Raw genomic sequence first — 25,056 nt, 5'->3', positions numbered from 1 at the left:
CCTTGAAACCGCCACAACCACCCCCGTACCTTCGAACTCGTTGCACCGAGTGATTCCGCTCCGGCCGGGCCCAGCGCCCCCGGGCAGGAACGGTGCCGGACCACGCGAGTGACGCGCCCCCGAACCCGACGCCCTTCCGAGGGCCTGGTTCCGCACGCTCGCAGACCCCCTCCGAAAGGAACCGCATGACCTTCCGTAACGAGACCGCCGCTGCCACCACCACTGCCACCCCGAAGCGCCGCAACCGCGTCCGGATGGCTCTGATGGCCGGGGCGCTCACCGCCCTCCCGGTGGCCGGCCTCGTCGCGGCCACCAGCGCCTCCGCCGCCCCGGCCACGGTCTGGGACAAGGTCGCCTCCTGTGAGGCCACCGGCAACTGGGCCATCAACTCCGGCAACGGCTTCTACGGCGGCCTGCAGTTCACCTCCAGCACCTGGGCCGCCTTCGGTGGCACCGCCTACGCCCCGCAGGCCCACCAGGCCACCAAGGACCAGCAGATCGCGATCGGCGAGAAGGTCCTCGCCGCCCAGGGCCCGGGCGCCTGGCCGATCTGCTCCGCCAAGGCCGGCCTGGGCAAGTAAGCCCCCCGCCGCGCGCAGGCCGCCGCACCCCTCCCCAGGGGTGCGGCGGCTTCGTCATGTCACGACCCGCCCCCCCGGCGCCACGCCCCCAGCGTCCTCAGGCCTGGACCGTCCGGCCCAGGTGGGCCAGCAGGCGCAGGTGGACCGGGGCGTCCTCCGGGACCGGGGCCTTCGGGCCGAAGATGCCGGGGACGCGGTACGGGTCGACGCCCAAGCCCTGGATCGCGGCCAGCAGGCCGGTCAGCAGTTCGGTGTCCAGCAGCTTCTCCTGACCGGTCGCCACCGCGATGTCCGCGCCGTGCACGGCCAGTTCGGTCAGGTGGACGGTGGCGGCGAACTCGCCCGGCAGCTCACCGAGCGCGATGGTGACGGTACGGTCCAGCGCGCCGGGGCGGCGCCAGGCCGCGAGGTCCGCCGCGGCGGCGGCCCGGTAGGCGGCGACCGGGTCGTCCCCGAGCCAGTCGTCCTCGTGCGCCCTGCCGGGGTCGGTGCCGGTCAGCCGGCCGACGTACAGGTTGATCCCGCCCACCAGGTGGTTCACCAGCGCGGTGACGTCCCAGTCCGCGCAGGGGGTGGGGAGCTTCCACTGCGCCGGGCCGATGCCCGCGATCAGTACTCCGGCCGTGGCCGCGGCCCGCTCGATCCGCTCGACGACGGGGTGGGTCGGCATGCCGGCGGATTCCATGTCCATCTGACGGTCATTCATGCCGCTGATAATGGCAGCTCTTCGGAAACGTCCCCATCAGACCCGTCACACCCCTCACGCCCCTCATACCTGTCAGGCCCGTCAGGCCCGTCAGGCCCGTCGCACCGGTCGGGCCGGGAGCGGCAGCGGCAGGGCCGGCAGGCCGTCGATGCTGGTGCCGACGTGCGGCTTGCGCTCGCAGTAGGCGCCGAACTCCTCCTCGTCCTTGCGGTCGAAGAACTGGGCGTGCAGTTCGCGCTCGGCCCGGTAGTCCATGAACGGCACGGCGTATCCGCAGGAGTCGGAGACCCGCTCGGCCCGGACCAGCACGATCGCCCGCAGGCCCGATCCGTCCGCGCCGGGCTCGAAGCGGCCGAGCAGTTCGGCGAAGCGCGGGTCGTCGCGAAAGACCGGTTCACCGTGGCCGTGCACCCGGACGACGGTGGGCGGGCCGTCGAAGGCGCACCACATCAGGGTGATCCGGCCGTTCTCCCGCAGGTGGGCGATGGTTTCGGCCTGTGAACCGCCGAAGTCCAGGTAGGCGAGGGTGAGTTCGTCGATGACCGCGAGGGTGCCGGAGCGGCCCTTGGGCGAGAGGTTGACGTGTCCGTCGGCGGCCAGCGGCGCGGTCGCGACGAAGTAGAGGGGCTGGCGTTCGATGAACTGCCGCAGCCGGCCGTCGATGCTTTCGTACTGCTTTCCCATACCCGCCAGTGTGCCCTCATCCCGGCAAGTGAGAACCAGGATTCCGCACGGTGAGACGCGGGACACCGGGCCGGCCCGCCTGGGATGATCCGTACACCCGCCAGTGTCAGCTGTGAGAAGGGGAGTTGCGATGGTCCAGGACACCCTGCCGACAACCGGGCCGGAGACCGTGCTCGGCCTGCCCGCCGCACCGCTGCGCCGGTACGTCCTCGACTACCACGGCTACCGGCTGGCCCTGGAGAGCCCGCGCCGGCGTCTGGAGGTGCCCACCGACGTGGTGACGGTGGCGCTGGCCTTCGAGGGCCGGATGCGGCTCACCGACGCCGTGGCGCCCGCCCCCGCCGTCTCCCTCGGCTCGATCGCGGCCGGGCTGCGCCGCACCGCGACGATCGCCGAACACAGCGGCGCGCTGCACGGGTTGGCCGTCTCGCTCACCCCGCAGGGCGCGTTCCGGGCGTTCGGCCCGGTGGCCGGGGAGCTCGGCGGCCAGTGGGCGGAGGCCGGGGAGGTGCTGGGCCCCCGGCTGGGCCCGCTGGCCGCCCGACTGGCCGACGCCCCCGGCTGGCGGGCCCGGTTCGCCCTGCTGGACGGCTACTTCACCGCGCTGTTCGCCGACGGCCCGGCCTGGGAGCCGGACGTCACCTGGGCCTGGCAGCAACTGCGGCGCTCGGACGGGCGGGTGCCGGTCCGGACGCTGGTCGAGGGCACGGGCTGGAGCCGCCGCCGACTGGAGCTGCGCTTCCGCGAGCAGCTGGGGCTGGCCCCCAAGCAGGCCGCCGGCATCCTGCGGCTGCAGCGGACGCTGCGGCTGCTGACCGCCCCGGACGGCCGGTTCGCGCGCGCCGACCTGGCCGCGCTCTGCGGCTACTACGACCAGTCCCACCTGGACCGTACCTTCCGCGCCATGGTGGGCTGTTCGCCGCGCGACTTCCTGGCCTCCCGCCGCTCCACCACCGCGCCGGAGCCGGCCGACCGGGTCGTCGGGCGGGTCACCAGCGCCGTGCTCGACGCCGGCTGACGGGGCCCGCCCGGTCGGGCGCTGCGCATTTGTACAAGACGCGCGAAGGCCCCGTCCGGCACCCTCGGAAGGCCCGGCCGGTACGGGGGGACCGGCCGGTCACGGGCACGCGGACGGGGCGGCCGTAGGGGCGACCCTACGGCCGGCGGTCACCGCTTCATGTAGACGCTGTCCATGAACTCGATGATCTGCTGGTCCGTCAGCCGGTGGCCGTCGCGGTGGCCCATCGCCAGGTCGGCCTCGCTGATCATGCCGACCAGCCGCTCGCCGTCGATCACCGGGATGCGCCGGATCTGGTGCTGCTCCATCTTCTTGAGCACCGCGTCGATGCTGTCGTCGGCCCGCACGCAGTGCAGGTGTCCGGCCAGTTCGATGGCCGTCATGGTGGCCGGGTCCTTGCCCTCGGCGAGACAGCGCACCACGATGTCACGGTCGGTGATGATGCCGTGCAGCTTCTGGTCGTCGCCGCAGATCGGCAGCGCGCCCACGTTCTTCTCGCGCATCATCCGCGCGGCCTCGTCCAGGGTCTGGTGGGCGCCGATGCACTGGGCGCCGGTGTGCATGATGTCTCGGGCAGTGGTCACGGGGACTCCTTCGTCGCTGTTACCCCCCGACGGTCCTCCCCCTCGCGGCGCACCGCGCCCCTCACAGGGTGACCGTGCCCTCACCATAGGCAACCCCGCTCCCGCGCGCGACCGCGGACGCCGATACTGGAACCCGTGACGACGCAAGCCGCCGGGGCGGTCGACGAGGCCGTCCGCGCCCGGCCCGCGACGGCCCTGCGCCCGTACGTGGCCTGGTACTCCGGCTACCGGCAGCGCGGCCTGGCCCCGGCCGTGCACCGCGGTCTGCCCTCCCCGTACCTGACCTTCATCCTCACCCTGGACGAGCCGCTGGTGATCTCCGGCCACCCGGATCCGGCGCAGCCGCCCGGCAGCTATCCGACGCTGCTCGGCGGGCTGCACACCTCCCCCGCGCTGATCACCCACGAGGGCGCCCAGTCCGGGGTGCAGATCGCCGTGCACCCGCTCGCCGCCCGGGCGCTGTTCGGGCTACCCGCCGGGGAGTTGGCCGGGATCGACGTCCCGGCGGAGGAGGTGCTGGGGCGGCTCGGCCCGCGACTGCGGGAGCGCCTCCAGGCGGCCGACGGCTGGGCGGAGCGGTTCGCGGTGCTGGACGGGGCGCTGCTGCGGGCCGCCCGGCCGTCCGGGCTGGTGCCGCCGGAGGTGGGCTGGGCGTGGCGGGCGCTGCGGCGCAGCGGCGGCGCGCTGCCGGTGGCGGAGCTGGCCCGGGAGACCGGTTGGAGCGCCCGGTACCTCCAGGACCGGTTCCGCCGGGAGACCGGGCTCACCCCGAAGGCCGCCGCCCGGGTGATCCGCTTCGACCGGGCCCGGCACCTGCTCGCGGGTGGTTCGCCGCCGCCCCGGCTGGCGGAACTGGCCGCCCGCTGCGGCTACTTCGACCAGGCGCACCTGGCCCGGGAGTTCCGCGCGCTGGCCGGGGCCGCGCCGAGCGCCTGGCTGGCGGCGGAGGGACCGGAGGAGGGGAAGTTCCGAAACGTCCAAGGCGGGGCGGGCGGGGCGGTCGCAGAGTGGGAGGCGTAACCCACCCACCCGAGGAGTGACGGTCATGGACACCGAGACCCCTGCCCCGCAGGTCTGGCCCACCCTGCGCGCGAACGACGCCCGGGCCCTGATCCGCTTCCTGTCGGACGCCTTCGGCTTCCGGGAGGTGGTCAGCTACGGGGAGGACGGCTTCGTCGCCCACGCCGAGCTGGCCTGGCCGGAGGGCGGCGGCGTGATGCTCGGCTCGGTGCGCGAGACGGCGCCGGGCCAGTGGCGGGGCGAGCCGGGCAGCTTCAGCGCGTACGTGGTCACCGCCGACCCGGACGGCGTGCACGCCCGGGCCGTCGCCGCCGGGGCCCGGATCACCACCGGGCTGACCGAGACGGACTACGGCTCGCGCGACTTCGCCGCCGCCGACCCGGAGGGCAACCACTGGTACTTCGGCACCTATCCGGGCGCGCCCCGGCCCATGCCGTCCCGGTGACGCCCACCCCGGTGGACCGGCTGCGGGCGCTCTGCCTGGCGCTGCCGGAGGTCGAGGAGCGAGTCAGCCACGGGGAGCCGACCTGGTTCACGGGCTCCGGCCGCCGGGCCCGGGTGTTCGTGATGCTCTCGGACCACCACCACGACGACCGGCTGGCCTTCTGGTGCGCGGCGCCCGGCGGCGCCCAGGAGCGGCTGGTCGGGCAGGACCCGGCCCGCTACTTCCGCCCGCCGTACGTCGGGCACCGGGGCTGGCTGGGCGCCTACCTGGACGGCCCGGAGCCGGACTGGGCGCGGATCGAGGACCTGGTCGCGGACGCCCACGCCCTGGTCGGCCCCGCGCGGCGCTGACGGCCCCGGGCGGTGATAGGCCCCGGGGGTGACAGGCCCGGGCGATGACAGGCCCCGGCGGCGGTGGCCGCCCCGGGCGGTGGGCGCCGCGCCGGGGCAGACTGGCTGCGGGGGCCACCCGTAGGAGCCTTCGGAGACCGACCGTGCCGCAGATGACGGTGGACGGACACACCCTCGCCCTGTCCCACCTCGACAAGGTGTACTACCCGAGCATCGGCACCCTCAAGGGCGACGTGCTGCGCTACTACGCCGCCGTGCACACCGCCCTGCTCCCCCATCTGCGCGACCGCCCGGTGTCCTTCCTGCGCTGCCCGGACGGCGTCGAGGCGGAGGTGTTCGTCGCCAAGAACCCGCCGCCCGGCACCCCGGACTGGGTGCGCACGGTGGACGTGCCGACCAGCGGCGAGCGGCTGCGCCAGGTGGTGCTGGAGAACGGCGCGGCCCTGCTGGCCGTCGCCAACCTGGGCTGCCTGGAGCTGCACGTCCCGCAGTGGCACGCCGCCGCGCCCGGGCTGGCGGACCGGCTGGTCCTGGACCTCGACCCGGGCGAGGGCGCCGACGTGCTGACCTGCCGGGCGGTCGCGCTGCTGCTGCGCGAGCGGCTGGCCGCGGACGGCCTGTCGGCCTGGGTGAAGACCTCCGGCTCCAAGGGCCTGCACCTGCTGGTGCCGATCGAGCCCACCCCCAGCGCCGAGGTGTCCGGGTACGCGAAGGCGCTGGCCGCCGCCCTGGAGGCGGAGCACCCGGAGCTGGCGGTGCACACCATGGCCAAGGCCCGGCGGCGCGGCCGGGTGCTGGTCGACTGGTCGCAGAACAACGCCAAGAAGACCACCGCCGCCCCGTACACGCTGCGCGCCCGGCCGCTGCCGACGGTCTCCACCCCGCTCACCTGGGCCGAGCTGGAGCGGGCCCGCGGGGAGGCGGAGCTGGTCTTCACCCTGGCCGAGCTGCCGGGACGGCTGGCGGCGCACGGCGACCTGTTCGCGCCGCTGCTGGACCCGGAGCAGGCCCGGCCACTGCCCTCCTCGCCCTCCGTGTCCGCCGCATCCGCCGCACTCACGAAACCCGCCGCATCCACGGAACCCCGGCAGGTACAGGTGCTGCACCCGCCCGTCGGGGTGATGCGCCCCGTCGCCGTCCCCGCCGTGCCGCCCGCCGACGGGCTGGGCGGGGGCGGCGTCCAGTACGAGCTGAAACTGGACGGCTTCCGCTGCGTCGCCTTCGCCCGCGGCGACCGCCCGGCGTTCCTGCAGTCCCGCAGCGGCCGCGACCTCGCCCCCGAGTTTCCGCCGATCGCCGCCGCCGTCGCCCGGCTGCCGGAGGGGCTGGTGCTGGACGCCGAACTCGTCGCCTGGCGGGCCGGCCGGTTCGCCTTCGAGGAGCTGCTGCACACCCGCCGGTCCCGGGCCGCTGCCCCGGACGTCGCCCTCGGGCTGATCGCCTTCGACCTGCTCGCGCTGCCCGGCCGCGACGTCCGGCGCCTCCCGCTCACCGACCGGCGCCGGCTGCTGCTCGCCGCCCTGGCCGACGTCCCGCCGCCGATCCAGCCCGTCCTGGCCACCACCGACCGGGCGGAGGCGCTGGAGTGGATGGCGCGGCTGGCCGACACCGGCGTGGAGGGCCTGGTGTGCAAGGCCGCCGCCTCCCCGTACCGCGCGCGCGGCGCCGGCCACGGCTGGGTCAAGTACCGGCGCTCCGACACCGTGGACGCCACCGTCAGCGCCCTCACCGGCCCGGCGGCCCGGCCGCACGCCCTGGTGCTGCGGCTGGACGACGGCCGGGTGCTGCTGACCAGCCCCCGGCTGACCCCCGTCCAGGCCCGCGAGGTCGCCCGGGCGGCCGGCCCGCTGCTCGGCCCGCCCGCCACCGACCCCGACCACGGCCAGGTGCACCCGCTCACCGCCCCGCTGCGCGCCGAACTCACCCTCACCGGCCGCCCGCCCACCGCCACCTTCGTCCGGCTGCGCGGGGACTGACCGCGGGAACCGACCCGCGCGCCGGGCCGGACGGTGCGGGCGCTTCCCGGAGCACTCCCTCAGCGCCGTACACCGCCGGCTCCCTCAGCGCCGCACGTCGCCACGACGATCTGCCCGAGGTGTTCGGGGCGCCCGTCCGCCGCCAGGTCGCGGACGGCTCCACTGCCCCGGGCACGACCGTCGCCGCCACCCCGGCCCAGCGGTTGGGCATCACTCCGGCCGACACCTGCCCGGCGCCCGGTTCACCTGCCGACAGGCCCCGCCCCGGAGGGCGACGGCGTCCACCGGGCCGCGTGCACGCTCGTCATGGTCTGAAGGGCCTGAGGAGGCGGCTCAGTTCCGCCGCTCGGCCGCCGCGTGGGCGAACTCGGTGACCAGGGTGTCCTCGAACACCGGCAGGTCCCCCGGCCTGCGGCTGGTCACCAGCGGGCCGGGCCCCTCCCGGCAGACGTGCACCTCCTCGTCCACCCAGTGGGCGCCCGCGTTGACCAGGTCTGTCCGCAGGCTGGGCCAGGAGGTGAGGGTCCGGCCGCGGACGGCGTCGGCCTCGATCAGCGTCCAGGCCGCGTGGCAGATCGCCGCGACGGGGCGGCCGGTGACGCAGCAGGCGTGGACGAAGGCGACCGCGGCCCGGTCCAGCCGCAGCCGGTCCGGGTTGGCGACGCCGCCGGGCAGCACCAGCCCGTCGTAGGCGGCCGGATCCGCCTCCGCTACCAGGCCGTCCACCGCGAAGGTGTCCCCGAGCGCCTCGCTCCGGACGGCCTGGACCCGGCCCGGGGCGGTGGAGAGCAGCCGCGGGAGGCCGCCGGACTCGACGACGGCCTGCCAGGGCGAGGCCAGTTCCCGCTGTTCGGCGCCGTAGGGGGCGACCAGGAAGGCGATCGTCCGACCGGTCAGGGTGGTGGACGGCCAGCCCATGGCTCAGGTCCGGCGGCAGGCGGTGAGGTCCTCGGCGGGCGGTGGGACGGTGCCGAGCCGGGCCCGGGGGCAGTCGAGGTGGACGGCGCGGTCCAGGTGGTCGATCCGGGCGACCATGCCGACCGGGACGAGCACCCGGGTGCCCGGTACCCAGGGGCCGGCGTCGACCATCAGGTGGTCGCCGGCGTCCTGGTCGACCCGGCCGAGCGGGCCGTCGGTGGCCTGCACCTCGTACCCGACCAGGGTGGGGTCGGCGGCGGGGTGGGAGCCCGGTCGGTACTCCCACAGGTCGGTACTCATGTGCACCTCTCGGTGGTTCGGTCCATCCTCGGGTCACGCCTCCGGGCGGTCCCAGGGCCGGCGTTCACGACCTTCACGACCCTCCCCGCCCTCACCACGCTCGCGCCGGTCCGGCCGGTCCTGGTCGACGGTGTAGCCCCGGCCCGGTCCCCGGCGCCGCCGCAACAGCGCCGTGGCGGCCACCGCCGCCGCCACCGAGGCCGCCCAGACCACCCCGAGGGCGATCAGCACGGCGGTCGCCGGGGTGCGCACGCCGATGCCGGCGCAGATCGCCGTCATCACCAGCACGGTCAGCACCACCCCGGCCGAGATCCGGCGCCCGGCGCTGCGCAGCGCGGCCAGCACCCGGTTCGGCCGCCCCGCCCCCATCGTGCTCAACTTCCGGTCGAGACGCGTGTCCTGGCGCAGATCGGACTCGATCTCCTCGAGGAGCCGCCGCTCCCATCCGCTCAACGCGGGTCCGTCCATCTCGGTCACCTCCGACACTTCCGGTGACGTGCTCGCACCCGGGCGGTTGCCCGGTACGGGCTGGCGTTAACCGTTCCGGGGACCGCCTGTTGCGGCGGCCACGCGCCCGAAGGCCCGGGGACGGGCGAGCAGGCTGTCATCCAGGACACGCAGCAGGGCGGCGGCGTCGCGGTGCACCTCGGCCGCGCCGGCCGCCCGCAGCTCGGGGCTGGCGTCCCCGCCGGCCTCCAGGGCGACGCAGGGCACCCCGGCCCGCCGCGCCGCCCGCACCTCGCGCACGCTCCCGGCCACGGCCACGGCGTGCGAGGGCGCGCCGTCCACCAGGGCCAGCGCGGCCCGTACCGGGTCACTACCGGGGGCGGTCACGGTCAGGGCGGGCGCCCCGGCCGGCCCGGGGCCGGTCAGCACGACCGTCCAGCCCCGTGCGGCGCACTCGCGCAGCAGCTCGGCGCCGCCGGGCAGCCGGGGCTGCCAGTCGGTACCGATGAGGGCCGCCGAGATCACCGTCATGGCCGTCTCTCCCGTGCTTCCGCCGCAGGCCACGCACCGTGCGCGCCCTTCCAGGTTAGGACGGTCCCCGGCCCGGCGCGCAGCCTGTCGGCATCGGGCGCCGCGGCGGGCGAAATCCGCTTGGCGGCCGGCGCCCGGGCCGGAATACTCCGGGTGTTCACGGGCGAGCGGGGGGAGAGCGCGTGGCGGTGTTCGCGTGCGCGGGGTGCGGTACGGAGCTGACGGTGCCGGTGGCGGAGGTGGCGCTGCCGCCGCACGCCCACCGCCAGGGCGGGCACAGGTACCTGCCGCCGCTGCTGGAACCGGGCACCTTCGCCGTCGACCCGGAACCGTCCGAGCCGCCCTGGCGGCCCTGGGCCGAGATCACGGTCGCGGAGGCCGTCGCGCGGGGCGTGTACGCGCCGGTCGACGGCCTGTGGTGCGGGTCCGGCGGCGCGGTGCTGCTGGCCCCGGGCGACACCCGCGGGACCGTGCTGATCCCCGAGCGGTGCGACGGCTGCTGCGCGGCGGCCGGGAGTCCGAACCTCGCCTGCGAGGGGTGCGGGCGCACGGTCGGCGCCCGGATCGACGACTGCTACCAGTGGCAGGCGGTGTGGCTCCACCCGCGGGCCGTGTGGCGGTTGCCGGTCGAGGGCCCGGCCCGCCCGGCCGGGGACGGCTGGGCGGTGCCGCCGCTGCCGCCGGTCGAGCCGGACGGCTGGTGGAACGACCGCTGGACCGCCACGGTCGGGGCGGCCCTGGCCGAGGTGCTGGCGGCCTCCGGCGGAGAGCCGGTGGCCGTGCCTCCGGGCCTGCTCACCGAGACCTTCGGCCGCACCCTGCGGCGGCTGCTCCCCGCCGGCGCCCCGGCCCGCACCCTGGGCCTGGCCGGGCCCGGCCTCACCCCCGCCCCGGCCCCGGACATCGCGCTCGTCCCCCGCCACCCGTGGACGGGCGCCGCCTGGCAGCCGCCCGCCGGCCACGGCGCGGTGCCCGTCCCGCTGGACGCCGCGGTGTGGACGTACCTGGCCTTCCCGCCGGCCCGCCGCACGACCAGGCTGCCCGCCGGGGAGGAGCGCGACGACCCGCTGCCGCTGCGCCCGGGGTGGCTGTTCGAGCCCGACCGGTACCTGCTGAGCCACCGCCTCGCCCGGTTGCCCGCCGTCCGGCAGCCCTGGCTGCACGCGATCTACGATCGGCTCGGCAACCGTCGCCACCATCCGGGCACTTCGGAGGACTCCCCATGAGGATCAACCTGACCACCGTGTTCGTCGACGACCAGGGCAAGGCGCTGCGCTTCTACACCGAGGTGCTGGGCTTCCTGAAGAAGGAGGACGTGCCGGTCGGCGAGCACCGGTGGCTCACCGTGGTCTCCCCCGAACAGCCGGACGGCACCGAACTGCTGCTGGAGCCCGACCACCACCGCGCCGTCGGCCCGTACAAGACCGCGCTGGTCGAGGACGGCATCCCGGCCGCCCAGTTCGCGGTGGACAACGTGCACGCCGAGTACGACCGCCTGCACCGGCTCGGGGTGCGGTTCGCCCAGGAGCCGACGGCGATGGGTCCGGTCACCGTCGCGGTGCTGGACGACACCTGCGGCAACCTCATCCAGCTCGCCCAGTACCACCGTTAGCCGCCGGGACGAACGCCTCGGCCAGGCGCAGCCGCCGGGCCGGGTTCGGGCCTGCCGGCCTGGTGCAGCGGTGCGGTGCACCGGCGGGGTGCCGGCCGCCCGGGTTCCTCACGTTCCGTCAGCAGCCTTCGGACCGCCCGCGATCACGGATCCGGCACGCGGTCGGTCGGCGTCCGGCTCCGGGTCGGTCGCCAGGCGGGCGTGCAGGTGCTCGTCGTGGTAGGGGCCGTCGCCGCTGCGGTAGGAGGCCCGCAGGGTGCCCTCGTACGGGAAGCCGGCCCGGGTGGCGACGCCGCAGGAGGGGTCGTTGCCGACGGCGTGGTAGAGCTCGATGCGGCGGACGCCGGCGGTGCGGACGCCCCACCGGGTGACGGCGGTGGTGGCACGGGTGGCGAGGCCGCGGCCGCGGGCGGCGGCGAGCAGCCAGTAGCCGACCATGGCGATGCCCTCGGCCCGGTCGGTCCATTGCAGGGCGACGTTTCCGTGGAGCCGGCCGTCGGCGGCGTCGGTGATGGCGAAGCAGGCGGTGTCGCCGTCGGCCCAGCGCTCGTCGGCGCGGTCGAGGTAGGCGCCGGCGCCGGCCGGGTCGGTGGCGTCGCGCAGCGGGTTCCAGCGGGCGACCTCCTGGTCCGCGGCGGCCGCCGACACCGCGGCGAGGGTGCCGCCGGGCAGGTCGAGGGCGCGGCCCCAGGGGCGGAGCAGGGCGTCTCCGAGGTCGAGGACGGCGGGCTGGAAGAGGCGCCGGTCGGTCGCCGGGTTGCTGGTGGTCACCCCGCCTTCCTACCTCCCGCCGCGCCGTCCCCGCCAGCGAATTTCCGGGTGGGCGACGGCCCGTCCGGCGGTCGGCCGCCGGACGGTGACGTCCGGTCAGATCCGGGCGAGGTAGCCGTTCTCCACCAGCCAGAGCACGTTGAGCTTGGCCGGGCCGCCGGGGAGGAGGGTCGCGTCGAGCTGGTACTGCAGGCCCCAGCCGGGCTGGTTGAACCAGGGGGCGATGGGCCCGGCGTGCACCGTGAACGGCTTGACCACCTTGTAGTCGTGGTAGTTGCAGCCGGCCGCGGGGGTGCCGTCGAGGCTCTGCGGCGGGATGGCGCGGTCGGCGTAGGGCAGGCCCTCGGGGGCGAGGAAGGCCCCGTACTCGCTGCCGTAGCGGTCGATGTTCTGGTTCGGGTAGAGCGTGAGGTCGAACTCGACCGGGGTGCCGTCGGGCAGGGTGGCGTAGCCGTCGGCGGGCGGGTACTTCCAGCCGCCCTTGCCGCCGTTCGCGCTCGGGTCGTAGTACTGGGCCAGGAAGTCCTGGTCGCTGGCGCCGCCGGTGCGCTGATAGCCGAGGAGCTGGCGGCCGACGGGGCCGGTGGTCGGGAGGTCCTGGGGGCCGAGGCGCGGATCGTCGTGCTCGAAGGCCGCGGAGCACTGGTCGGACGGGGTGGCCGCCCTCGGGTCGGCGGCCGCGGCGGGGATGCTCACGGCGGTCAGGGCGGCGGCTGCGGCGAGGGGCGCGACGAGCAGGCGAAGGCGAAGGCGCACGGTGTCTCCGTCGTAGGGGTCGGTCGGGAACGTCCGCACGGAGGGGGCGCTGTGCTCACCCTCCGTGTCCGGTTCGGCACAAGGCAAGCGGATCTGCTGATCATTCGTCAACACGACCTGGCGGACGGCGTGCCGATTTCCCCGGTTTCGGCCAAGCCCGGGACGCCGGAACCACTCACCCGAAAGAATGAGCGATTCCGGCGTCGGCCTCACCGCCCCGGGGCGACCCGCCCGAGCAGGTGGAGCAGCCGGTCCAGGGCGTCCTTGGAGTTCGGTTCGGTCAGGTTGACCATCAGCCGGAACGCCACCTTCAGCAGCGCCGGGTGGCCCAGCCCGGCGGCGCCGGCGGCGCCGAGCAGCCGGGGGCGGCCGAGCAGGTCGGCGGCCAGCCGGCCGAGCGCGAAGTAGCCCGCGTAGGCGGAGCGCAGCCTCTGCGGGTAGGCGCGCAGGGCGAGTTCGCGGCCGCGGTCGGTGCGGCGGGCGTGCGCCTGGACGATGGTCTCGGCGGCGTGGCGGCCGGACTCCATCGCGTAGGCGATGCCCTCACCGGTGCCGGGGCTGACCGTGCCGCCCGCGTCGCCGATCAGCAACAGGCCGTCGGCGTAGTGGGGTTGGCGGTTGAGGCCCATCGGGAGGGCGGAGCCGCGGATCGGCTCGGTGACGGCCTCGGGGTGGTAGTCGTAGCCGGGCGGGAGGTCGGCGCACCAGCGGCGCAGCAGGTCCCGCCAGTCGAGGTCGGTCTTGGCGGTGTCGAGGACGCCGAGGCCGACGTTGGCGGTGCCGTCGCCCATGCCGAACACCCAGGCGTAGCCGGGCAGCAGGCGGTGGGCGGGGTCGGTGGGGTCGCGCAGGTCGAGCCAGGCCTCCAGGTAGCGGTCCTCGTGGCGCGGGGTGGTGAAGTAGGTGCGGTAGGCCACGCCCATCGCGCGGTCGGTGCGCCGGTAGCGCTTCATCGCGACGGAGAGCCGGGTGGAGTTGCCGTCCGCGGCGACCACGATCGGGGCCCGGTACTCGACGGGCCGGCGCTCCTCGCCCAGCTTGGCGCTGACGCCGGTGATCCGGCCGGACCGCTCGTCCGTCAGCGGGCCTGCCACGTTGGCCCGTTCGATGAGTCTGGCGCCGGCCGCCGCGGCCTTGCGGGCGAGCAGTTCGTCGAAGTCGGCGCGCCGGCGCACGAGTCCGTGGCCGGGGAAGGCGGACAGCTCGGGCCAGTCGAACTCCAGTGAGCGGTGTCCGGAGATCAGCCGCAGGCCCTTGTTGTGCAGCCAGCCGGCCTCCTCGGAGACGTCGATGCCCATGTCGACCAGCTGCTTGACGGTGCGCGGGGTGAGACCGTCGCCGCAGACCTTCTCGCGCGGGAAGGCGGACTTCTCCAGCAGCAGCACGTCCAGGCCGGTGCGGGCGAGGTGGTAGGCGGCGGTGGAGCCGGCCGGTCCGGCGCCGACCACGATGACGTCGGCGCTGTCCTCGGTCCGGGCGGGCCGCTGCCGCTCCGGTCGCACCTGCTGCTCTGGGCCGGGCATCGAGCACTCCCCGTGGGTCGGATCGGCTGCCGGCTCGACCGGCTGCTCGCGCGATCGGCCGCACGCACAACGGAATCGGTGGGCTGGGCGGTTCCAGACGGACGATAGAGAACCACGGCTTCCGCCCGCCGCCCCGACACGCGGACCCGTGCCACGGACCGGCCAATACCGGCCACCCGCGGAGCCTCCGTTCCGTCCGCCGGGGCAGGGCCGGCCGGCCCCGACCGCCTCGGATACCTGCGGGACGCACGATTTCCCCACAACCGGGTGATCGGATTGTTGCGAGGGACCAGCCGGACCAATCGCCCTCAGCGCCGTATTTCGGCCAAACCTCCCTTGCGTCACGTTTCCCACTGGAGGAATTTTGTGCCCCTCACGTCGTACGCGGCCGGCTCCCGGTCCAGTGGCCGACCGGAGACCCCCTCCCACCGCGCAGGCTCGTCCCGGCCTGCCGTACCGATGGCGCCGCCTCGGACGGCAGGAAGCTGGCCACCACCGGTAGCGACGGCACCCTGCTGTACGCGGGCGTCGGCACCGCGCTGCTGGTCGCCGGCGCGGGCGCGGTGGTCTACACCCGCCGTCGCCGCACCTCCTCCTGAGGCACCCGGCCTCCGGAGGAGGCCCCTGACGCCGCCTCCGGGGGTCTGAGCCCTCCGGGAGGCGCGGGCCGCGTCTGAGCCGCGGCCATCAGCGAGTCCCCGGCCCGCCGCATCACCGGTGGGCCGGGGACTCCCGGTCGTGACCCGCTCCTCCCAGGCCGGTCACGGCCGGAGACGACGGAAGCCCCTGACCGCACGGGGGGACGTGCCAGGGGCTTCCGTTCATCTCGACGGCCCGGAGGGCCTCAGTGGTTCACCCTCGTCACGGATTCACCGCCAGCACCACGAACTCGGCCATGACGCCCAGGTGCAGCGCGCCCTGCAGCAGGGTCGCCCGGCGCGGGATGACGGTCAGGGTGCCGAGCACGATCGTCAGGGTCAGCAGCACCAGGTGCGAGGGTTCGAGGCCGAGGACGAGCGGGCCGGAGAGCCAGGCGGAGGCGATGGCGACCGCCGGGATGGTCAGGCCGATGCTGGCGAGCGCCGAGCCGAGGGCCAGGTTGAGGCTGGTCTGGACCCGGTTGCGCAGGGCCGCGCGCAGGGCCGCGATGGTCTCCGGCAGCAGCACCATCATGGCGATCACCACGCCGACCACGGCGTTCGGCAGCCCGGCACCGGCCACCGCGGACTCGATGGTCGGCGAGACGCCCTTGGCCAGGCCCACCACCGCGACCAGCGCGACGGCGAGCAGCAGCAGGCTGACCCCGGCGGCCCGGAGGGTGGGCGGGGTCGCGTGGTCGTCCTCCTCCTCGATCCTGCGGACCCTGCCCTCCGGGGTGACGGGCAGGAAGTAGTCCCGGTGCCGCAGGGTCTGGGTGGTCACGAACAGCCCGTACACCACGAGCGAGGCGACGGCCGCGTAGCTCAGCTGGGTGGTGGAGAACTGCGGGCCGGGGGTGCTGGTGGTGAAGGTCGGCAGCACCATGCTGAGGGTCGCGAGGGTGGCGATGCAGGCGAGCGCCGTGCCGGTGCCCTCGGCGTTGAAGACGGCGGTGCGGTACTTGGCCGCGGCCACGATGATGGACAGGCCCATGATCCCGTTGCAGGTGATCATCACGGCGGCGAACACGGTGTCCCGGGCGAGGGTCGAGGACTTGTCGCCTCCGTCGGCCATCAGGGTGACGATCAGCGCGACCTCGATCACGGTGACGGCCACCGCGAGCACCAGCGATCCGAACGGCTCCCCGGTCCAGTGGGCGATCACCTCGGCGTGGTGCACGGCGGCCAGCACGGCCGCGATCAGGAAGCACGCGACCACGCCCACCACCCAGCCGGGCAGGTCCTTGTGCCAGGTCAGGACGAGGACGACGAACGCCGCCACCGGGACGACGAGGGTCCACTGCGCGGCGGCCGCGCGGAGCTTCGTGATCATGCGCCCGAGGATCCCAGACCGGAGGCCGGTCCTCCGGGTGCCCGCGCCGGGATACGGGGGGATGTAGCACAACTCATCCCGGTATGCGCGGTCACCCGCCATAGTCGGCCAGGTACCGGAGCACCTTGTCGACGTGCGGTCGGACCCGCTCGGGGACGCCCCCGGTGGCGGCCACGGTCTTGTCGCTGGTCCGGTAGGCGGCGGTGACCAGGGCGGGCAGGTCGCGGGTGAAGCCTCGCCGCTTGAGCTGCTGGTCGAGCCAGCAGACGTAGTTGCCCATCGCGGCGATCGCGTCTCCCGGGTCCAGGTAGGACTTCGGGCCGGCGTGGTTGGCGGCCTTGGCCCAGGCCTCGAAGACGGCGGGCGTCCACATCGCGATGCCGTACTCGCCGGTCTCCGGGCGGGCCGCGTTCGGGTCGAAGCCGCTCTCCGCCTTGAGCATCGCGGCCAGCAGGACCGGGGTGACCTCCGGCTCCGGGCAGCGCCGGGCGGCGTCCTCGATCATGCTCCGGTAGGCGACCGGGACGTCGGAGCCGGCCGGGATCGCCCCGGGCAGCGGCGGTGCGGCCCGGTGGACGCCCGGCCCTCCGGGCTCGGGGCCGCCGGTCAGCGCGAACAGGACGGCCACGCAGGCCAGCAGGGCGGCACCGGCCCGCAGCGTCCGGCGGCGCCCGCCCGGGCCGGCGGTGGCGCGGGCGACCAGCGCGGCGAGGTCGGTGCGGGCGCGCTCCTCCCGGCCGGACGCCAGGCAGGCCGCCACCACCGGCCGCCAGCGGACCGGCAGCGCCTGGTCCAGCCGCAGCGGCGCGGCGCCGCGCGCGTACGACTGGGCGGCCAGCGAGCGGGCCCGGGCGGTGGCGCCGAGGAAGGGGTGCAGTCCGCCGGTGAGCAGCTGGTGGGCGATCACCCCGAAGGCCCAGACGTCGGCGCTGGGGCGCACGGCGACCCCGCGCGCGCCGGTGCGCTGGGACCACCACTCGGGCGGGACGTGGTCGGGCGAACCGAGCGGCGGGGCGTAGGCGTGGGTGCCCTCCAGCTCGGCGGTCAGGCCGAAGTCGGCGATCTTGGCGGTGCCGTCGGGCATCAGCAGGATGTTGGCCGGTTTGAGGTCCCCGTGCACCCAGCCGGCCCGGTGCATGTGGGTCAGCCCGGCGCAGACCTCGGTGAGGATGCGTTCGGCGCCGGGCAGCGGCGTGCCCGGGCGGGCGGTGGCGAGGAGGTCCTGGAGGCTGTGGGCGGCGCGTTCCATCACCAGGGCGACGGCGCCGTCCAGTTCGGGGTGGCCGGGGTCGTCGACGGTGACCACGGCGAGGGTGCGGATCAGGTGGGGGTGGTCGGCGCGGCGGCTGAAGCGCAGCTCGCCGGCGGCCATCTGGGCCATGGTGCGGCGCTGGCCGGGGCTGGAGCGGGCCGGGCCGAGGATCTTGACGGCGACCGGGGTTCCGTCCGGGCCCTCGGCGGCGTAGACGCTGCCCCAGGCGCCGGCGCCGAGGAAGGCGCCGGCGCGGTAGCCGGCCAGCGGGTAGCCGTCGGGGACCTCGAAGGGCGGCCGCGCGGCGCCGGGCCGCTCCGGGGGCCGGTCGTCGGGCGCCTCGGTGCCGGGCCCCCCGGTGTCGGGCGGCGGGGCCTCCGGCTGCGCGGTGTCGAGCCCGTCGGCGTGCGGCCCGTCGGCGTCCGGCTGGTCCGCGTCCGGCTGGTCGGCGTCCGGCTGGTCCGCGGGGGTCACGGCCGGGTGACCGGGCGCCGGGGCGGGAGCAGCGAGAGGTGTTCCTCCCGGACGAGGTCGAACCGCAGGGCCAGGGCCACCAGTTCCTCGCGCTTGCCGCCGGCCGGGCCCTCCTCGTACGGCTCGCGCAGCCGCAGTTTGGCGCCGACCAGGTAGTCGATGTGGTAGTTCACCGCCGAGCGGGTCAGCCCGCGACAGGAGGGCAGGGCGCGCAGCCGGCCCAGCACCTCGGTCACCCCGGGGACGGCGGCGGTGGAGGGCGAGCGCAGCCGGGGCTCGCAGAGCGCGAGCAGCACCAGGAAGTACTTGGCAGTCGGGTCCAGGGCGAAGGGGCTGACGGTGCGTTCGCCGTCGGTGCCGCCCGGCGGGCCGTCCAGGTAGGCGTGCTGCGGGGCGAAGACCTTGAAAGTGGCGGGTTCGCCGAGGGCGGGCAGCAGGACGCGGGAGAGTTCGAAGGGGACGGGCGCGCCGAGGCGTCCGGGGGCGACCTTGATGTGCTCCCCCGCGCCTTCGAGGTTCTCCACCACATAGGTGGCGGTGGTGCTGAAGTTGGACAGCCGCCAGTAGTCCTCGGCGGCGACGACCTCGCCCGCGCGACGGGAGACGCCCTGGTCGGGCAGCGGGATGGCGACCGGGCGGGCGGGCTCGCCGCGACCGAACACCGAGGCCTCGCCGGGGCCCATCCGCAGCAGTCCGGGCGCGCCGGACGATCCGCCGCCCGCCGCGCCGGGCGCCAGGTCCGGCCCCGGGCCGGGCAGTTGCACGATGACCGTGTCCACGCAGCCACCTCCGTGGGATCGGCTCGATGGTATCCGTCCGATTCGCCCCGGTGGCAATGCGCCACCCGGACGAGTGAAGGGCCACGGCCAACACCGGACGGCCGGCGGGGAGTTGCCTCCGCAGTGGGAGGAGGGCGGCTCCTCCTCGGGGCCGGTCGGCCGAGGCGGGGTCGGGGCGGCTGCTGCCAGGGCGGCGGCCGTGGACGTCAACTCCCCCTCATCTTGCACGACTTCAGCCACTTCGGGTACGGCTCGACGCGCCTTGCCCGGAACCTCCGCAAAGGCCGGTCACGGGGGTTGGCCGTCCGCACCCCGCCCTCGGCCGCCGAGCAGGCCCGGCCGGACGTCGGCGCCTACACAGCCAGGAAAAGGGTGATTCAAGGTCTGGTCAAAGCGGCCGCATTGGCGTACGGGACGCGGGGCATCAGGATCCACGCGATCCTCCCCGGCACCACGGGCACCGCCTTCGTCCGCCCGCCGGGGATCCCGGACGCGGCCTGGGCGGCGTTCCGGAAGGCCTACGGTCCGTTGAACACCGACGGGTTGGAGCGGATGCCCGGGCCGGACGCGATCGCCCGCGCGATCATGGCCCTGACCTCGGACGACTTCGGTTGTCAGACCTGCGCGTCGGCGCCGGTGGACGGCGGGGCGACGGCCGGCGGCGGACGGCCGTGCCGCCCGCGAACCGATCCACGGACTGATCGTCCGTCAGGCCGCGACGTGTCCGGGCGCCGAACATCCGGCGAATGATTGCAGCCAGTAGTTGAACCGTCACCATGAGTGTGACGCAACGCACATCCGCCGATTCCAGGATGTGTGCAACACTCATCTCAAGGAGTGAGATTCCCTTAAATTCCAAGGAGGTTCGTATCATGCGCACTCGGATTGCAGCCGTGATGATGACGGTGGCAGGGATCGCAGGGCTGTCCGCCGCCCCCGCCATGGCCGCCACGGCGACGTCCGAGGCCGGCACCGCGGCCTGCGCCACGGTGCTCAACCGCCCCTGCATCACGCACCAGGCCGACAGCGAGGGCATCGTCGGCATCGCCCAGGTCAACGCGGACCCCAACCAGTTGACGATGGTTCAGGTAGAGGTGCGCTCCCAGCAGGCCTGGGGCAGCCCGTGGGAGACGGTCGCCAGTGCGACGACCGTCCGACTCGGCTCCGCCCAGGCCGTCACCCCCAAGGTCACCGCCGCCGCCCCCCACATCATCTGCGCCACCGCCGGCCCGGCGCTGGACGCCAGCAAGCAGGTGACCACCTGTACCAACCCGTTCTGATCCAGTCCGCTCCGGAGGGAGCGAAGGGATCGGAGGGACCAGCACACCCCGGCCGTCCACCCGTGGAACGGCATCCGTAGGACAGGGCGGCCCGTTCGACAGGGCACAGGGAGCCGGGGCCTCTTCGGGCCCCGGCTCTCCGTCCGTCCGGCACCGGGAGCCCCCACCAGGCAGAACGCCCGGGCTCCGGCACCCGCCCCGGGTGGACCTGGGGGCCACGTTCACGGCAAACTGGTCTAGACCTCGAAGGTCTAGACCTCAGCCTCGCCTCAGAACGGTGGACCCAGTATGGAAATCGTGATCGTCCCTGACGCCTCTGCGGCCGGCGACCTCATCGCCGCGGCGATCACCGATCTGCTGACCGACAAGCCCGAGGCCCTGCTCGGCGTCGCGACCGGCTCGACCCCACTGCCGATCTACCAGGCCCTCGCCACCCGGGTCCGGGACGGCCGACTGGACGCCTCCCGGGCGCGCATCTGCCAGCTGGACGAGTACGTCGGGCTGCCGGCCGGCCACCCGGAGTCCTACCGCTCGGTGGTGCTGCGCGAGGTCGTCGAGCCGCTCGGCCTGACCGAGGCCTCCTTCCTGGGCCCGGACGGCAACGCCGCCGACATCGCCGCGGCCGCCACCGCCTACGACCGCGCGCTGGCCGAGGCCGGCGGCGTGGACCTCCAGCTGCTCGGCATCGGCACCGACGGCCACATCGGCTTCAACGAGCCCTGCTCCTCGCTCGCCTCCCGGACCAGGATCAAGACCCTGACCCGGCAGACCCGGGTCGACAACGCCCGCTTCTTCGACAGCATCGACGAGGTCCCGCACCACGTCATCACCCAGGGCATCGGCACCATCCTGGAGGCCCGCCACCTGGTCCTGCTGGCCACCGGCGAGGCCAAGGCCGAGGCCGTCGCCCTGGCCGTCGAGGGCCCGCTGGCCGCCGCCGTCCCCGCCTCGGCGCTGCAGCTGCACCCGCACGCCACCGTGGTGGTCGACGAGGCCGCCGCCTCCCGCCTCAAGCTCGCCGACTACTTCCGCGACACCTACGCGGCCAAGCCGGCCTGGCAGAAGCTCTGACCGCATCGAGGACCACTCCCAGGCCCGCACCGAGGATCGCACCGAGGACCACGCCCAGGGTCGTGCCCAGGGCCGCACCCGCGGCGCGGCCCGACCAGCCGCGAGGCCGGGACACCCAGCGGGTGTCCCGGCCTCGCGCGCCTCTCAGCGCTTGCGCAGCCACTCGGCGAAGGCCTCCAGCGCCGGGCCCGGATCGCTGCGGCCGACGCCGATCCGGAAGCGGTCGGCCGGGGTCGGGGTGAGCTCGGAACGGAACATGCTCGCCGGCATCAGCAGCACGCCCGCCTGCTCGACCAGCGCGGTGCAGAAGTCCTCCACGCCGTCCGCCCCGAGGTAGCGCGGGTAGCTGACGCAGCCGCCGTCCGGGGCCCGCCACTCGAAGAGTTCGGGGAACTCGGCGAAGAAGGCGTCGAAGAGCGGCAGATTGGCGGCGATGATGCCCCGGTTGCGGGCCAGGATCCGCTCCCGGGCGGTGATCGCGATCCGGGCCAGCACCTCGCTGGGCGCCGAGTTGCAGATCGTGGTGTAGTGCTTGGCCCGCTCCAGCCGGCTGCGCAGCTCCCGGTCCCGGCAGGCGATCCAGCCGATCCGCAGGCCGGGCAGGCCCAGCGACTTGGAGGTCACGTTGAGCGAGAGCGCGGTGGGCGAGAGGTCGGCGGCCTGCGGCAGGATGCGCTCGGGCTCGCGCTCCAGGCCGCGGTAGACCTCGTCGGAGAACAGCCGGATGCCGCGCTCCTCGCACAGCTCGGCCAGCCGGGCGAGGTCGGCGGCGTCGATCAGCGTGCCGGTCGGGTTGTTGGGGAAGTTGACCGAGAGCACCTTGGTGTTCGGCCGCAGCGCCGCCGCCACCGCGTCCAGGTCCAGCGCCCAGTCCTGCCGCTCGTCCAGCGCGACGCCGGTGACCTCGCAGAGCGAGAGCGGAATGGTCTCCGCGGACTGGTAGTTGGGGGTCACCACCACCGCGTGGTCGGCCGGGCCGAGCAGCACCTGCATGGCGAGGTTGATGCCCTCCTGGGCACCGCCGAAGCAGATCACGTCGTCCGCCTCGACCCGCTCGTACATCCCGGCGATCGCCTGCCGCAGGCCCGGATCGCCGAAGGTCTCGGTGTAGCCGAGCGACAGGGTCTCCCAGGCCTCGCGGTCCTCCGGGCCGGCCAGGGCCAGCAGTTCGGCCATCGACATGGTCTGGGCGTCGGAGGCGGTCAGGTGGTGGCGGGCGGTGAACTCCCAGCGGGTGAAGTGGGCTTCGATCCGGAAGTCGGGCAGCTGGGTCATCGGGTACTCAGTCCTTCCTGGGGCCGACGCCGGGGCCGGCCGGGTGCTTGAGCTCGGCGAGCAGGGCGTAGGCGGTGGAGCGGGAGATCCGCAGCGCGATGGCCACGGCGGGCACGGCGCGGCGGACGGCGAACACCCCGGCCGCGTCCAGCTCGCGCAGCACGGCGAGCCGATCCTCCCGGGTGAAGCGTTCCAGCGGGCGGCCTTGCGCGCGGACGTGGCCGCCGACCACGTCGTTGATCCGCTCCGTCCAGTCCCGCTCGAACAGCGACTCGGGGCGGGGGGCGGTGGGCGCGGCGAAGTTCGCCAGCAGGGCGGCGGCCTGGTCCAGCGGGCCGCGGTCCAGGTTGACGCAGAGCACCGCCGACGGCCGGCCGGCCGCGTCGCGCAGCACCGCGCTGACCGTGGACAGCCGCCGCCCGTCCGGCAGCAGCTTCTCGTACGGTCCGTAGACGTCCGGCGCCGATGGGTCCAGTTCGTCCAGTTCGCCCAGCAGGGACGGGTCGCCGGGGGCGCGGGCCGTCATCGGGTTCCAGATCGCCAGCACCCGGTCGGTGGCGGTGTCGTGCAGCACCACCTCGGCGTAGGGCCCGAGCAGCAGCGCCACCGCGCGGCAGACCGGTGACCAGGCCAGGACGCGCGGGTCGGGGGTTTCGGCAGGCATGGACGGACTGTACGTCCGAATCGGACACTCCGTCCAGCGGTGCGCCGGGATCGTGGCCCCGGGCACGAGGAAGACCCCGCCCGGGCGTTCTTGGGTTCTCACGGACGGGGTCTTCCGAGAGCGCCGGTCAGCGGCAGGTGATCAGCAGGCCGAGGACGGAGGTGCAGCTGCGGGTGGACCGGCTGGTCGCGGGCGAGGGGTCGGCGGGGGCCCCGGCGGTGCGGGCCACCGTGACGTCCCAGGAGGAGACCAGGCTCAGCAGCCCGACGGCCACCGAGAAGTGCCGGGTGGTGGCGGCGCCCTTGGCGAGCGGCGCGGCCAGGGTGCAGGTGAGCTTGCCCGCGGCGACGGTGCAGTCGCCCGAGGTCGTGGTCAGCCCGGCGGGCAGGGCGGCGGAGACGGTGGCCGCCGTGAGCGGGTCGGGGCCCTGGTTGGTGAGGGTCACGGTGTAGTCGACCCGACCGCCGAGCAGGCCGGAGACCGGGGTCGCGGCGAGCGCGACGGCCAGGTGGGCGCTGGGCGCGGTGTAGCCGAAGCGGTCGGCCGGGCCGGCGGCGCTGGTGCCGCCCGCCGTGGTGACCTGGACGTCCACCGGGCCGGTCACCGTGGTGGCGGGGGCGGTCGCGGTGCAGCTGGTCCTGGTGCAGCTGAACGAGGTGGCCGGGCCGGCCGCGCCGAAGGTGACGGCGGTGGCGCCGTTCAGGTCGGTGCCGGTGACGGTCACCGTGGTGCCGCCCACCCCGGAGCCGCCGTTGGGGCTGATCCCGGTCACCACGGGCACCGGCAGCGGGAAGTTCAGCACCTCGACGGCGTTGCCGGTGAAGTCGGCGAGGTAGCCGCGCCGCCCGTCGGCGCTCAGCGCCAGGGTGTACGGGCTGGCGCCGACCGGGACGGTCGCGGTGACGGTCCGGCTGGCCGCGTCGATGACGCTGAGCGTGTTGTCGGCGTAGTTGGAGACGTACGCGGTGGAGCCGTCCGGGGCGAGGGCGACGGAGTACGGGCCGTTGCCGACGGTGACGGTGCCCAGCAGGGCGTTGGCACCGGTGTCGAGCACGGCGGCCGTGGTGTCGTCCCCGTCGGCGGCCCACAGCCGGCTGCCGTCGGAGCTGAGCGCCAGGCCGAAGGCGCTGTGGCCGACCGGAACGGTGGCGCTCACCGTGCTGCTCACGGTGTCGACCACGTTCACCGCCTTGGCGCCGGAGGCCGCGACGTACAGGCGCTTGCCGTCCGGGGAGACGGCGAGCCCGTGCGGCTCGGCGCCGACCGGGACGGTCGCCGTGACGGCGCCGGACGCGGTGTCCAGCACGCTCACCGTGCCGGCCCCGGCGTTGCTGACGTAGGCGCGCGTACCGTCCGGGGACAGCGCCAGGCCCCAGGGCTGGACGCCGACCGGGACGGTGGCGGTGACGGTGTTGCTCGCGGTGTCCACGACGCTGACCGTGTTGTCCAGGTGGTGGGTCAGGTAGGCGCGCTTGCCGTCGGGCGACACGGCGACCGCGTAGGAGCCCGTCCCGGCGGTGAAGCTGCCGGTGACCGCCTTGCTCACGGTGTCCAGGACGCTGACCGTGTTGTCCAGGTGGTGGGTCAGGTAGGCGCGCTTGCCGTCGGGCGACACGGCGACCGCGTAGGAGCCCGTCCCGGCGGTGAAGCTGCCGGTGACCGCCTTGCTCACGGTGTCCAGGACGCTGACCGTGCCGCTGCTCTGGCTGGTCACGTAGGCCCGGGAGCCGTCCGGGGTGAGCGCCACCCCGGACGGGTACGGCGCCACCGGCACCCGGGCCGTCACGGCGGGCGGCGGCGCGGCGGCCTCGGCGGTGACGGGCTGGGAGAGCAGTGCGGCCGTGGCGGCGGATATCGCCGTCACGGCCGTCCAGGCGCGCCAGGGTGCACGACGTGATCTCAAGGGATCTCCAGGGGAGTCGGCAGTCGGGGGGTGCGGTGAAGGGCGTGGCTCCGGAGCCGCAGGAAGCGTAGATCGGGTGTTGATGACGCGTCAGGAGCTGATCGGTAATGTCTTCAACTGTTCAGTTTCGACCGGGATGCGGTCGCGACGACCCTCGCAGCGCCG

28 protein-coding genes and 1 pseudogene are annotated in these 25,056 nt (G+C 74.9%); 13 read left to right on the top strand and 16 right to left on the bottom strand.

All coding sequences use genetic code 11. The annotated features are described in order from the left end of the window. The first annotated feature begins 185 nt into the window (after positions 1 to 185). Positions 186 to 581, top strand: coding sequence for a transglycosylase family protein (locus ACZ3YL_RS16575; RefSeq protein ID WP_188303713.1), 396 nt, complete (start codon positions 186 to 188; stop codon positions 579 to 581). 97 nt (positions 582 to 678) lie between these two features. Here ACZ3YL_RS16575 and ACZ3YL_RS16570 read toward each other — a convergent pair whose 3' ends face one another. Both ACZ3YL_RS16570 and ACZ3YL_RS16565 read right to left on the bottom strand, forming a co-directional pair. Then, entirely contained in the window at positions 679 to 1,287 is a 609-nt protein-coding gene (locus tag ACZ3YL_RS16570; RefSeq protein WP_262985988.1) for a TIGR03086 family metal-binding protein, read from the bottom strand. Positions 1,288 to 1,377: 90 nt separating this feature from the next. After that, positions 1,378 to 1,971: a pyridoxamine 5'-phosphate oxidase family protein gene (locus ACZ3YL_RS16565; RefSeq protein WP_188303714.1), complete on the bottom strand. Its 594-nt coding sequence runs from the start codon at positions 1,969 to 1,971 to the stop codon at positions 1,378 to 1,380. Between the two features lie 130 nt (positions 1,972 to 2,101). On the opposite strand from ACZ3YL_RS16565, the gene ACZ3YL_RS16560 reads away from it, so the two are divergent. Then, positions 2,102 to 2,989 carry a helix-turn-helix domain-containing protein gene (locus ACZ3YL_RS16560; RefSeq protein WP_188303715.1) on the top strand — a complete coding sequence of 296 codons (888 nt, stop codon included), beginning with the start codon at positions 2,102 to 2,104 and terminating at the stop codon, positions 2,987 to 2,989. Between the two features lie 149 nt (positions 2,990 to 3,138). Here ACZ3YL_RS16560 and ACZ3YL_RS16555 read toward each other — a convergent pair whose 3' ends face one another. Beyond that, positions 3,139 to 3,573, bottom strand: coding sequence for a CBS domain-containing protein (locus tag ACZ3YL_RS16555; protein ID WP_188303716.1), 435 nt, complete (start codon positions 3,571 to 3,573; stop codon positions 3,139 to 3,141). Between the two features lie 135 nt (positions 3,574 to 3,708). On the opposite strand from ACZ3YL_RS16555, the gene ACZ3YL_RS16550 reads away from it, so the two are divergent. The 5 genes and pseudogenes from ACZ3YL_RS16550 (at position 3,709) to ACZ3YL_RS16530 (ending at position 7,364) form a co-directional block, all read left to right on the top strand. Then, a complete protein-coding gene (locus ACZ3YL_RS16550; RefSeq protein WP_188303717.1) occupies positions 3,709 to 4,593 on the top strand; it encodes a helix-turn-helix domain-containing protein in 885 nt (294 codons plus the stop codon). A 25-nt stretch (positions 4,594 to 4,618) separates the two neighbouring features. Continuing rightward, positions 4,619 to 5,038 (top strand): VOC family protein, encoded by a 420-nt coding sequence (locus ACZ3YL_RS16545; protein ID WP_188303718.1) that lies wholly within the window; start codon positions 4,619 to 4,621, stop codon positions 5,036 to 5,038. After that, complete coding sequence (locus ACZ3YL_RS16540; protein WP_188303719.1) at positions 5,035 to 5,388, top strand: MmcQ/YjbR family DNA-binding protein; 354 nt, start codon at positions 5,035 to 5,037, stop codon at positions 5,386 to 5,388. Before ACZ3YL_RS16545 ends, ACZ3YL_RS16540 begins: the two co-directional genes overlap by 4 nt. A gap of 152 nt (positions 5,389 to 5,540) precedes the next feature. Beyond that, positions 5,541 to 6,413 (top strand): annotated as a pseudogene (gene ligD / locus ACZ3YL_RS16535) (non-homologous end-joining DNA ligase); the annotation flags it as partial. A 96-nt stretch (positions 6,414 to 6,509) separates the two neighbouring features. Beyond that, on the top strand, positions 6,510 to 7,364 hold the full coding sequence (locus ACZ3YL_RS16530) for an ATP-dependent DNA ligase (RefSeq protein ID WP_223241968.1): 855 nt from the start codon (positions 6,510 to 6,512) through the stop codon (positions 7,362 to 7,364). A gap of 333 nt (positions 7,365 to 7,697) precedes the next feature. Here the strand turns inward: ACZ3YL_RS16530 and ACZ3YL_RS16525 are convergent, their stop codons facing one another. The 4 genes from ACZ3YL_RS16525 to ACZ3YL_RS16510 all read right to left on the bottom strand — a co-directional run bounded on the left by ACZ3YL_RS16525 (position 7,698) and on the right by ACZ3YL_RS16510 (position 9,560). Then, on the bottom strand, positions 7,698 to 8,282 hold the full coding sequence (locus tag ACZ3YL_RS16525) for a type 1 glutamine amidotransferase domain-containing protein (protein ID WP_465657979.1): 585 nt from the start codon (positions 8,280 to 8,282) through the stop codon (positions 7,698 to 7,700). Between the two features lie 3 nt (positions 8,283 to 8,285). Then, entirely contained in the window at positions 8,286 to 8,582 is a 297-nt protein-coding gene (locus tag ACZ3YL_RS16520) for a PRC-barrel domain containing protein (protein WP_188303722.1), read from the bottom strand. Positions 8,583 to 8,615: 33 nt separating this feature from the next. Beyond that, complete coding sequence (locus ACZ3YL_RS16515) at positions 8,616 to 9,050, bottom strand: DUF3040 domain-containing protein (RefSeq protein WP_188303723.1); 435 nt, start codon at positions 9,048 to 9,050, stop codon at positions 8,616 to 8,618. A gap of 66 nt (positions 9,051 to 9,116) precedes the next feature. Then, positions 9,117 to 9,560, bottom strand: a complete 444-nt coding sequence (locus tag ACZ3YL_RS16510) for an HAD family hydrolase (RefSeq protein WP_465657977.1) — start codon at positions 9,558 to 9,560, stop codon at positions 9,117 to 9,119. Positions 9,561 to 9,742: 182 nt separating this feature from the next. Here ACZ3YL_RS16510 and ACZ3YL_RS16505 point away from each other — a divergent pair, with 182 nt between their 5' ends. Both ACZ3YL_RS16505 and ACZ3YL_RS16500 read left to right on the top strand, forming a co-directional pair. Continuing rightward, positions 9,743 to 10,786: a hypothetical protein gene (locus ACZ3YL_RS16505; protein ID WP_188306734.1), complete on the top strand. Its 1,044-nt coding sequence runs from the start codon at positions 9,743 to 9,745 to the stop codon at positions 10,784 to 10,786. Then, positions 10,783 to 11,172, top strand: coding sequence for a VOC family protein (locus ACZ3YL_RS16500; protein ID WP_188306733.1), 390 nt, complete (start codon positions 10,783 to 10,785; stop codon positions 11,170 to 11,172). The genes ACZ3YL_RS16505 and ACZ3YL_RS16500 overlap by 4 nt, the downstream gene beginning before the upstream one ends. A 108-nt stretch (positions 11,173 to 11,280) precedes the next feature. On the opposite strand, the gene ACZ3YL_RS16495 is transcribed toward ACZ3YL_RS16500, so the two are convergent. From ACZ3YL_RS16495 to ACZ3YL_RS16485, 3 genes are all read right to left on the bottom strand, one after another. Next, positions 11,281 to 11,943 carry a GNAT family N-acetyltransferase gene (locus ACZ3YL_RS16495; protein ID WP_465657974.1) on the bottom strand — a complete coding sequence of 221 codons (663 nt, stop codon included), beginning with the start codon at positions 11,941 to 11,943 and terminating at the stop codon, positions 11,281 to 11,283. Positions 11,944 to 12,039: 96 nt separating this feature from the next. Next, positions 12,040 to 12,699, bottom strand: coding sequence for a TNT domain-containing protein (locus ACZ3YL_RS16490; RefSeq protein WP_317621227.1), 660 nt, complete (start codon positions 12,697 to 12,699; stop codon positions 12,040 to 12,042). A 209-nt stretch (positions 12,700 to 12,908) separates the two neighbouring features. Beyond that, positions 12,909 to 14,222 carry a geranylgeranyl reductase family protein gene (locus ACZ3YL_RS16485; RefSeq protein WP_188306732.1) on the bottom strand — a complete coding sequence of 438 codons (1,314 nt, stop codon included), beginning with the start codon at positions 14,220 to 14,222 and terminating at the stop codon, positions 12,909 to 12,911. Here ACZ3YL_RS16485 and ACZ3YL_RS16480 point away from each other — a divergent pair. Further along, positions 14,210 to 14,821, top strand: coding sequence for an LPXTG cell wall anchor domain-containing protein (locus ACZ3YL_RS16480; protein ID WP_188306737.1), 612 nt, complete (start codon positions 14,210 to 14,212; stop codon positions 14,819 to 14,821). The two genes, ACZ3YL_RS16485 and ACZ3YL_RS16480, sit on opposite strands and share 13 nt — an antisense overlap. A 262-nt stretch (positions 14,822 to 15,083) precedes the next feature. On the opposite strand, the gene ACZ3YL_RS16475 is transcribed toward ACZ3YL_RS16480, so the two are convergent. The 3 genes from ACZ3YL_RS16475 to ACZ3YL_RS16465 all read right to left on the bottom strand — a co-directional run bounded on the left by ACZ3YL_RS16475 (position 15,084) and on the right by ACZ3YL_RS16465 (position 18,698). Further along, the gene (locus ACZ3YL_RS16475) at positions 15,084 to 16,193 is read right to left on the bottom strand and encodes a calcium:cation antiporter (RefSeq protein ID WP_188306731.1); all 1,110 of its coding nucleotides are present in this window, start codon (positions 16,191 to 16,193) and stop codon (positions 15,084 to 15,086) included. Between the two features lie 91 nt (positions 16,194 to 16,284). Continuing rightward, positions 16,285 to 17,919: a serine/threonine-protein kinase gene (locus ACZ3YL_RS16470; RefSeq protein WP_465657971.1), complete on the bottom strand. Its 1,635-nt coding sequence runs from the start codon at positions 17,917 to 17,919 to the stop codon at positions 16,285 to 16,287. Continuing rightward, positions 17,916 to 18,698, bottom strand: coding sequence for a serine/threonine protein kinase (locus tag ACZ3YL_RS16465; protein WP_465657969.1), 783 nt, complete (start codon positions 18,696 to 18,698; stop codon positions 17,916 to 17,918). The genes ACZ3YL_RS16470 and ACZ3YL_RS16465 overlap by 4 nt, the downstream gene beginning before the upstream one ends. A 222-nt stretch (positions 18,699 to 18,920) precedes the next feature. Here ACZ3YL_RS16465 and ACZ3YL_RS16460 point away from each other — a divergent pair, with 222 nt between their 5' ends. The 3 genes from ACZ3YL_RS16460 to nagB all read left to right on the top strand — a co-directional run bounded on the left by ACZ3YL_RS16460 (position 18,921) and on the right by nagB (position 21,049). Then, positions 18,921 to 19,448 (top strand): SDR family oxidoreductase, encoded by a 528-nt coding sequence (locus tag ACZ3YL_RS16460; RefSeq protein ID WP_223242555.1) that lies wholly within the window; start codon positions 18,921 to 18,923, stop codon positions 19,446 to 19,448. A 122-nt stretch (positions 19,449 to 19,570) separates the two neighbouring features. Further along, the gene (locus ACZ3YL_RS16455; protein ID WP_188306028.1) at positions 19,571 to 19,978 is read left to right on the top strand and encodes a hypothetical protein; all 408 of its coding nucleotides are present in this window, start codon (positions 19,571 to 19,573) and stop codon (positions 19,976 to 19,978) included. Between the two features lie 288 nt (positions 19,979 to 20,266). Beyond that, the gene (nagB, locus tag ACZ3YL_RS16450) at positions 20,267 to 21,049 is read left to right on the top strand and encodes a glucosamine-6-phosphate deaminase (protein WP_188306027.1); all 783 of its coding nucleotides are present in this window, start codon (positions 20,267 to 20,269) and stop codon (positions 21,047 to 21,049) included. Between the two features lie 144 nt (positions 21,050 to 21,193). On the opposite strand, the gene ACZ3YL_RS16445 is transcribed toward nagB, so the two are convergent. From ACZ3YL_RS16445 to ACZ3YL_RS16435, 3 genes are all read right to left on the bottom strand, one after another. Continuing rightward, positions 21,194 to 22,324: an aminotransferase class I/II-fold pyridoxal phosphate-dependent enzyme gene (locus ACZ3YL_RS16445; RefSeq protein ID WP_188306026.1), complete on the bottom strand. Its 1,131-nt coding sequence runs from the start codon at positions 22,322 to 22,324 to the stop codon at positions 21,194 to 21,196. A 7-nt stretch (positions 22,325 to 22,331) separates the two neighbouring features. Then, entirely contained in the window at positions 22,332 to 22,988 is a 657-nt protein-coding gene (locus ACZ3YL_RS16440) for a helix-turn-helix transcriptional regulator (protein ID WP_465657966.1), read from the bottom strand. A 127-nt stretch (positions 22,989 to 23,115) separates the two neighbouring features. Further along, positions 23,116 to 24,891: a beta-propeller fold lactonase family protein gene (locus ACZ3YL_RS16435; protein ID WP_465657964.1), complete on the bottom strand. Its 1,776-nt coding sequence runs from the start codon at positions 24,889 to 24,891 to the stop codon at positions 23,116 to 23,118. Positions 24,892 to 25,056: the final 165 nt, after the last annotated feature.

The sequence above is a fragment of the Kitasatospora sp. NPDC023176 genome (genome assembly GCF_055560495.1).
Note: the sequence above shows the minus strand (reverse complement) of the source record. Positions and strands in the feature narration are given on the sequence as shown.

Coding starts and splice junctions, on each gene's coding strand:
- ACZ3YL_RS16575 (WP_188303713.1), top strand. CDS start 186: ATGACCTTCCGTAACGAGACCGCCGCTGCCACCACCACTGCCACCCCG.
- ACZ3YL_RS16570 (WP_262985988.1), bottom strand. CDS start 1,287: ATGAATGACCGTCAGATGGACATGGAATCCGCCGGCATGCCGACCCAC.
- ACZ3YL_RS16565 (WP_188303714.1), bottom strand. CDS start 1,971: ATGGGAAAGCAGTACGAAAGCATCGACGGCCGGCTGCGGCAGTTCATC.
- ACZ3YL_RS16560 (WP_188303715.1), top strand. CDS start 2,102: ATGGTCCAGGACACCCTGCCGACAACCGGGCCGGAGACCGTGCTCGGC.
- ACZ3YL_RS16545 (WP_188303718.1), top strand. CDS start 4,619: ATGGACACCGAGACCCCTGCCCCGCAGGTCTGGCCCACCCTGCGCGCG.
- ACZ3YL_RS16530 (WP_223241968.1), top strand. CDS start 6,510: ATGCGCCCCGTCGCCGTCCCCGCCGTGCCGCCCGCCGACGGGCTGGGC.
- ACZ3YL_RS16525 (WP_465657979.1), bottom strand. CDS start 8,282: ATGGGCTGGCCGTCCACCACCCTGACCGGTCGGACGATCGCCTTCCTG.
- ACZ3YL_RS16520 (WP_188303722.1), bottom strand. CDS start 8,582: ATGAGTACCGACCTGTGGGAGTACCGACCGGGCTCCCACCCCGCCGCC.
- ACZ3YL_RS16515 (WP_188303723.1), bottom strand. CDS start 9,050: ATGGACGGACCCGCGTTGAGCGGATGGGAGCGGCGGCTCCTCGAGGAG.
- ACZ3YL_RS16510 (WP_465657977.1), bottom strand. CDS start 9,560: ATGACGGTGATCTCGGCGGCCCTCATCGGTACCGACTGGCAGCCCCGG.
- ACZ3YL_RS16500 (WP_188306733.1), top strand. CDS start 10,783: ATGAGGATCAACCTGACCACCGTGTTCGTCGACGACCAGGGCAAGGCG.
- ACZ3YL_RS16485 (WP_188306732.1), bottom strand. CDS start 14,222: ATGCCCGGCCCAGAGCAGCAGGTGCGACCGGAGCGGCAGCGGCCCGCC.
- ACZ3YL_RS16475 (WP_188306731.1), bottom strand. CDS start 16,193: ATGATCACGAAGCTCCGCGCGGCCGCCGCGCAGTGGACCCTCGTCGTC.
- ACZ3YL_RS16455 (WP_188306028.1), top strand. CDS start 19,571: ATGCGCACTCGGATTGCAGCCGTGATGATGACGGTGGCAGGGATCGCA.
- nagB (WP_188306027.1), top strand. CDS start 20,267: ATGGAAATCGTGATCGTCCCTGACGCCTCTGCGGCCGGCGACCTCATC.
- ACZ3YL_RS16445 (WP_188306026.1), bottom strand. CDS start 22,324: ATGACCCAGCTGCCCGACTTCCGGATCGAAGCCCACTTCACCCGCTGG.
- ACZ3YL_RS16440 (WP_465657966.1), bottom strand. CDS start 22,988: ATGCCTGCCGAAACCCCCGACCCGCGCGTCCTGGCCTGGTCACCGGTC.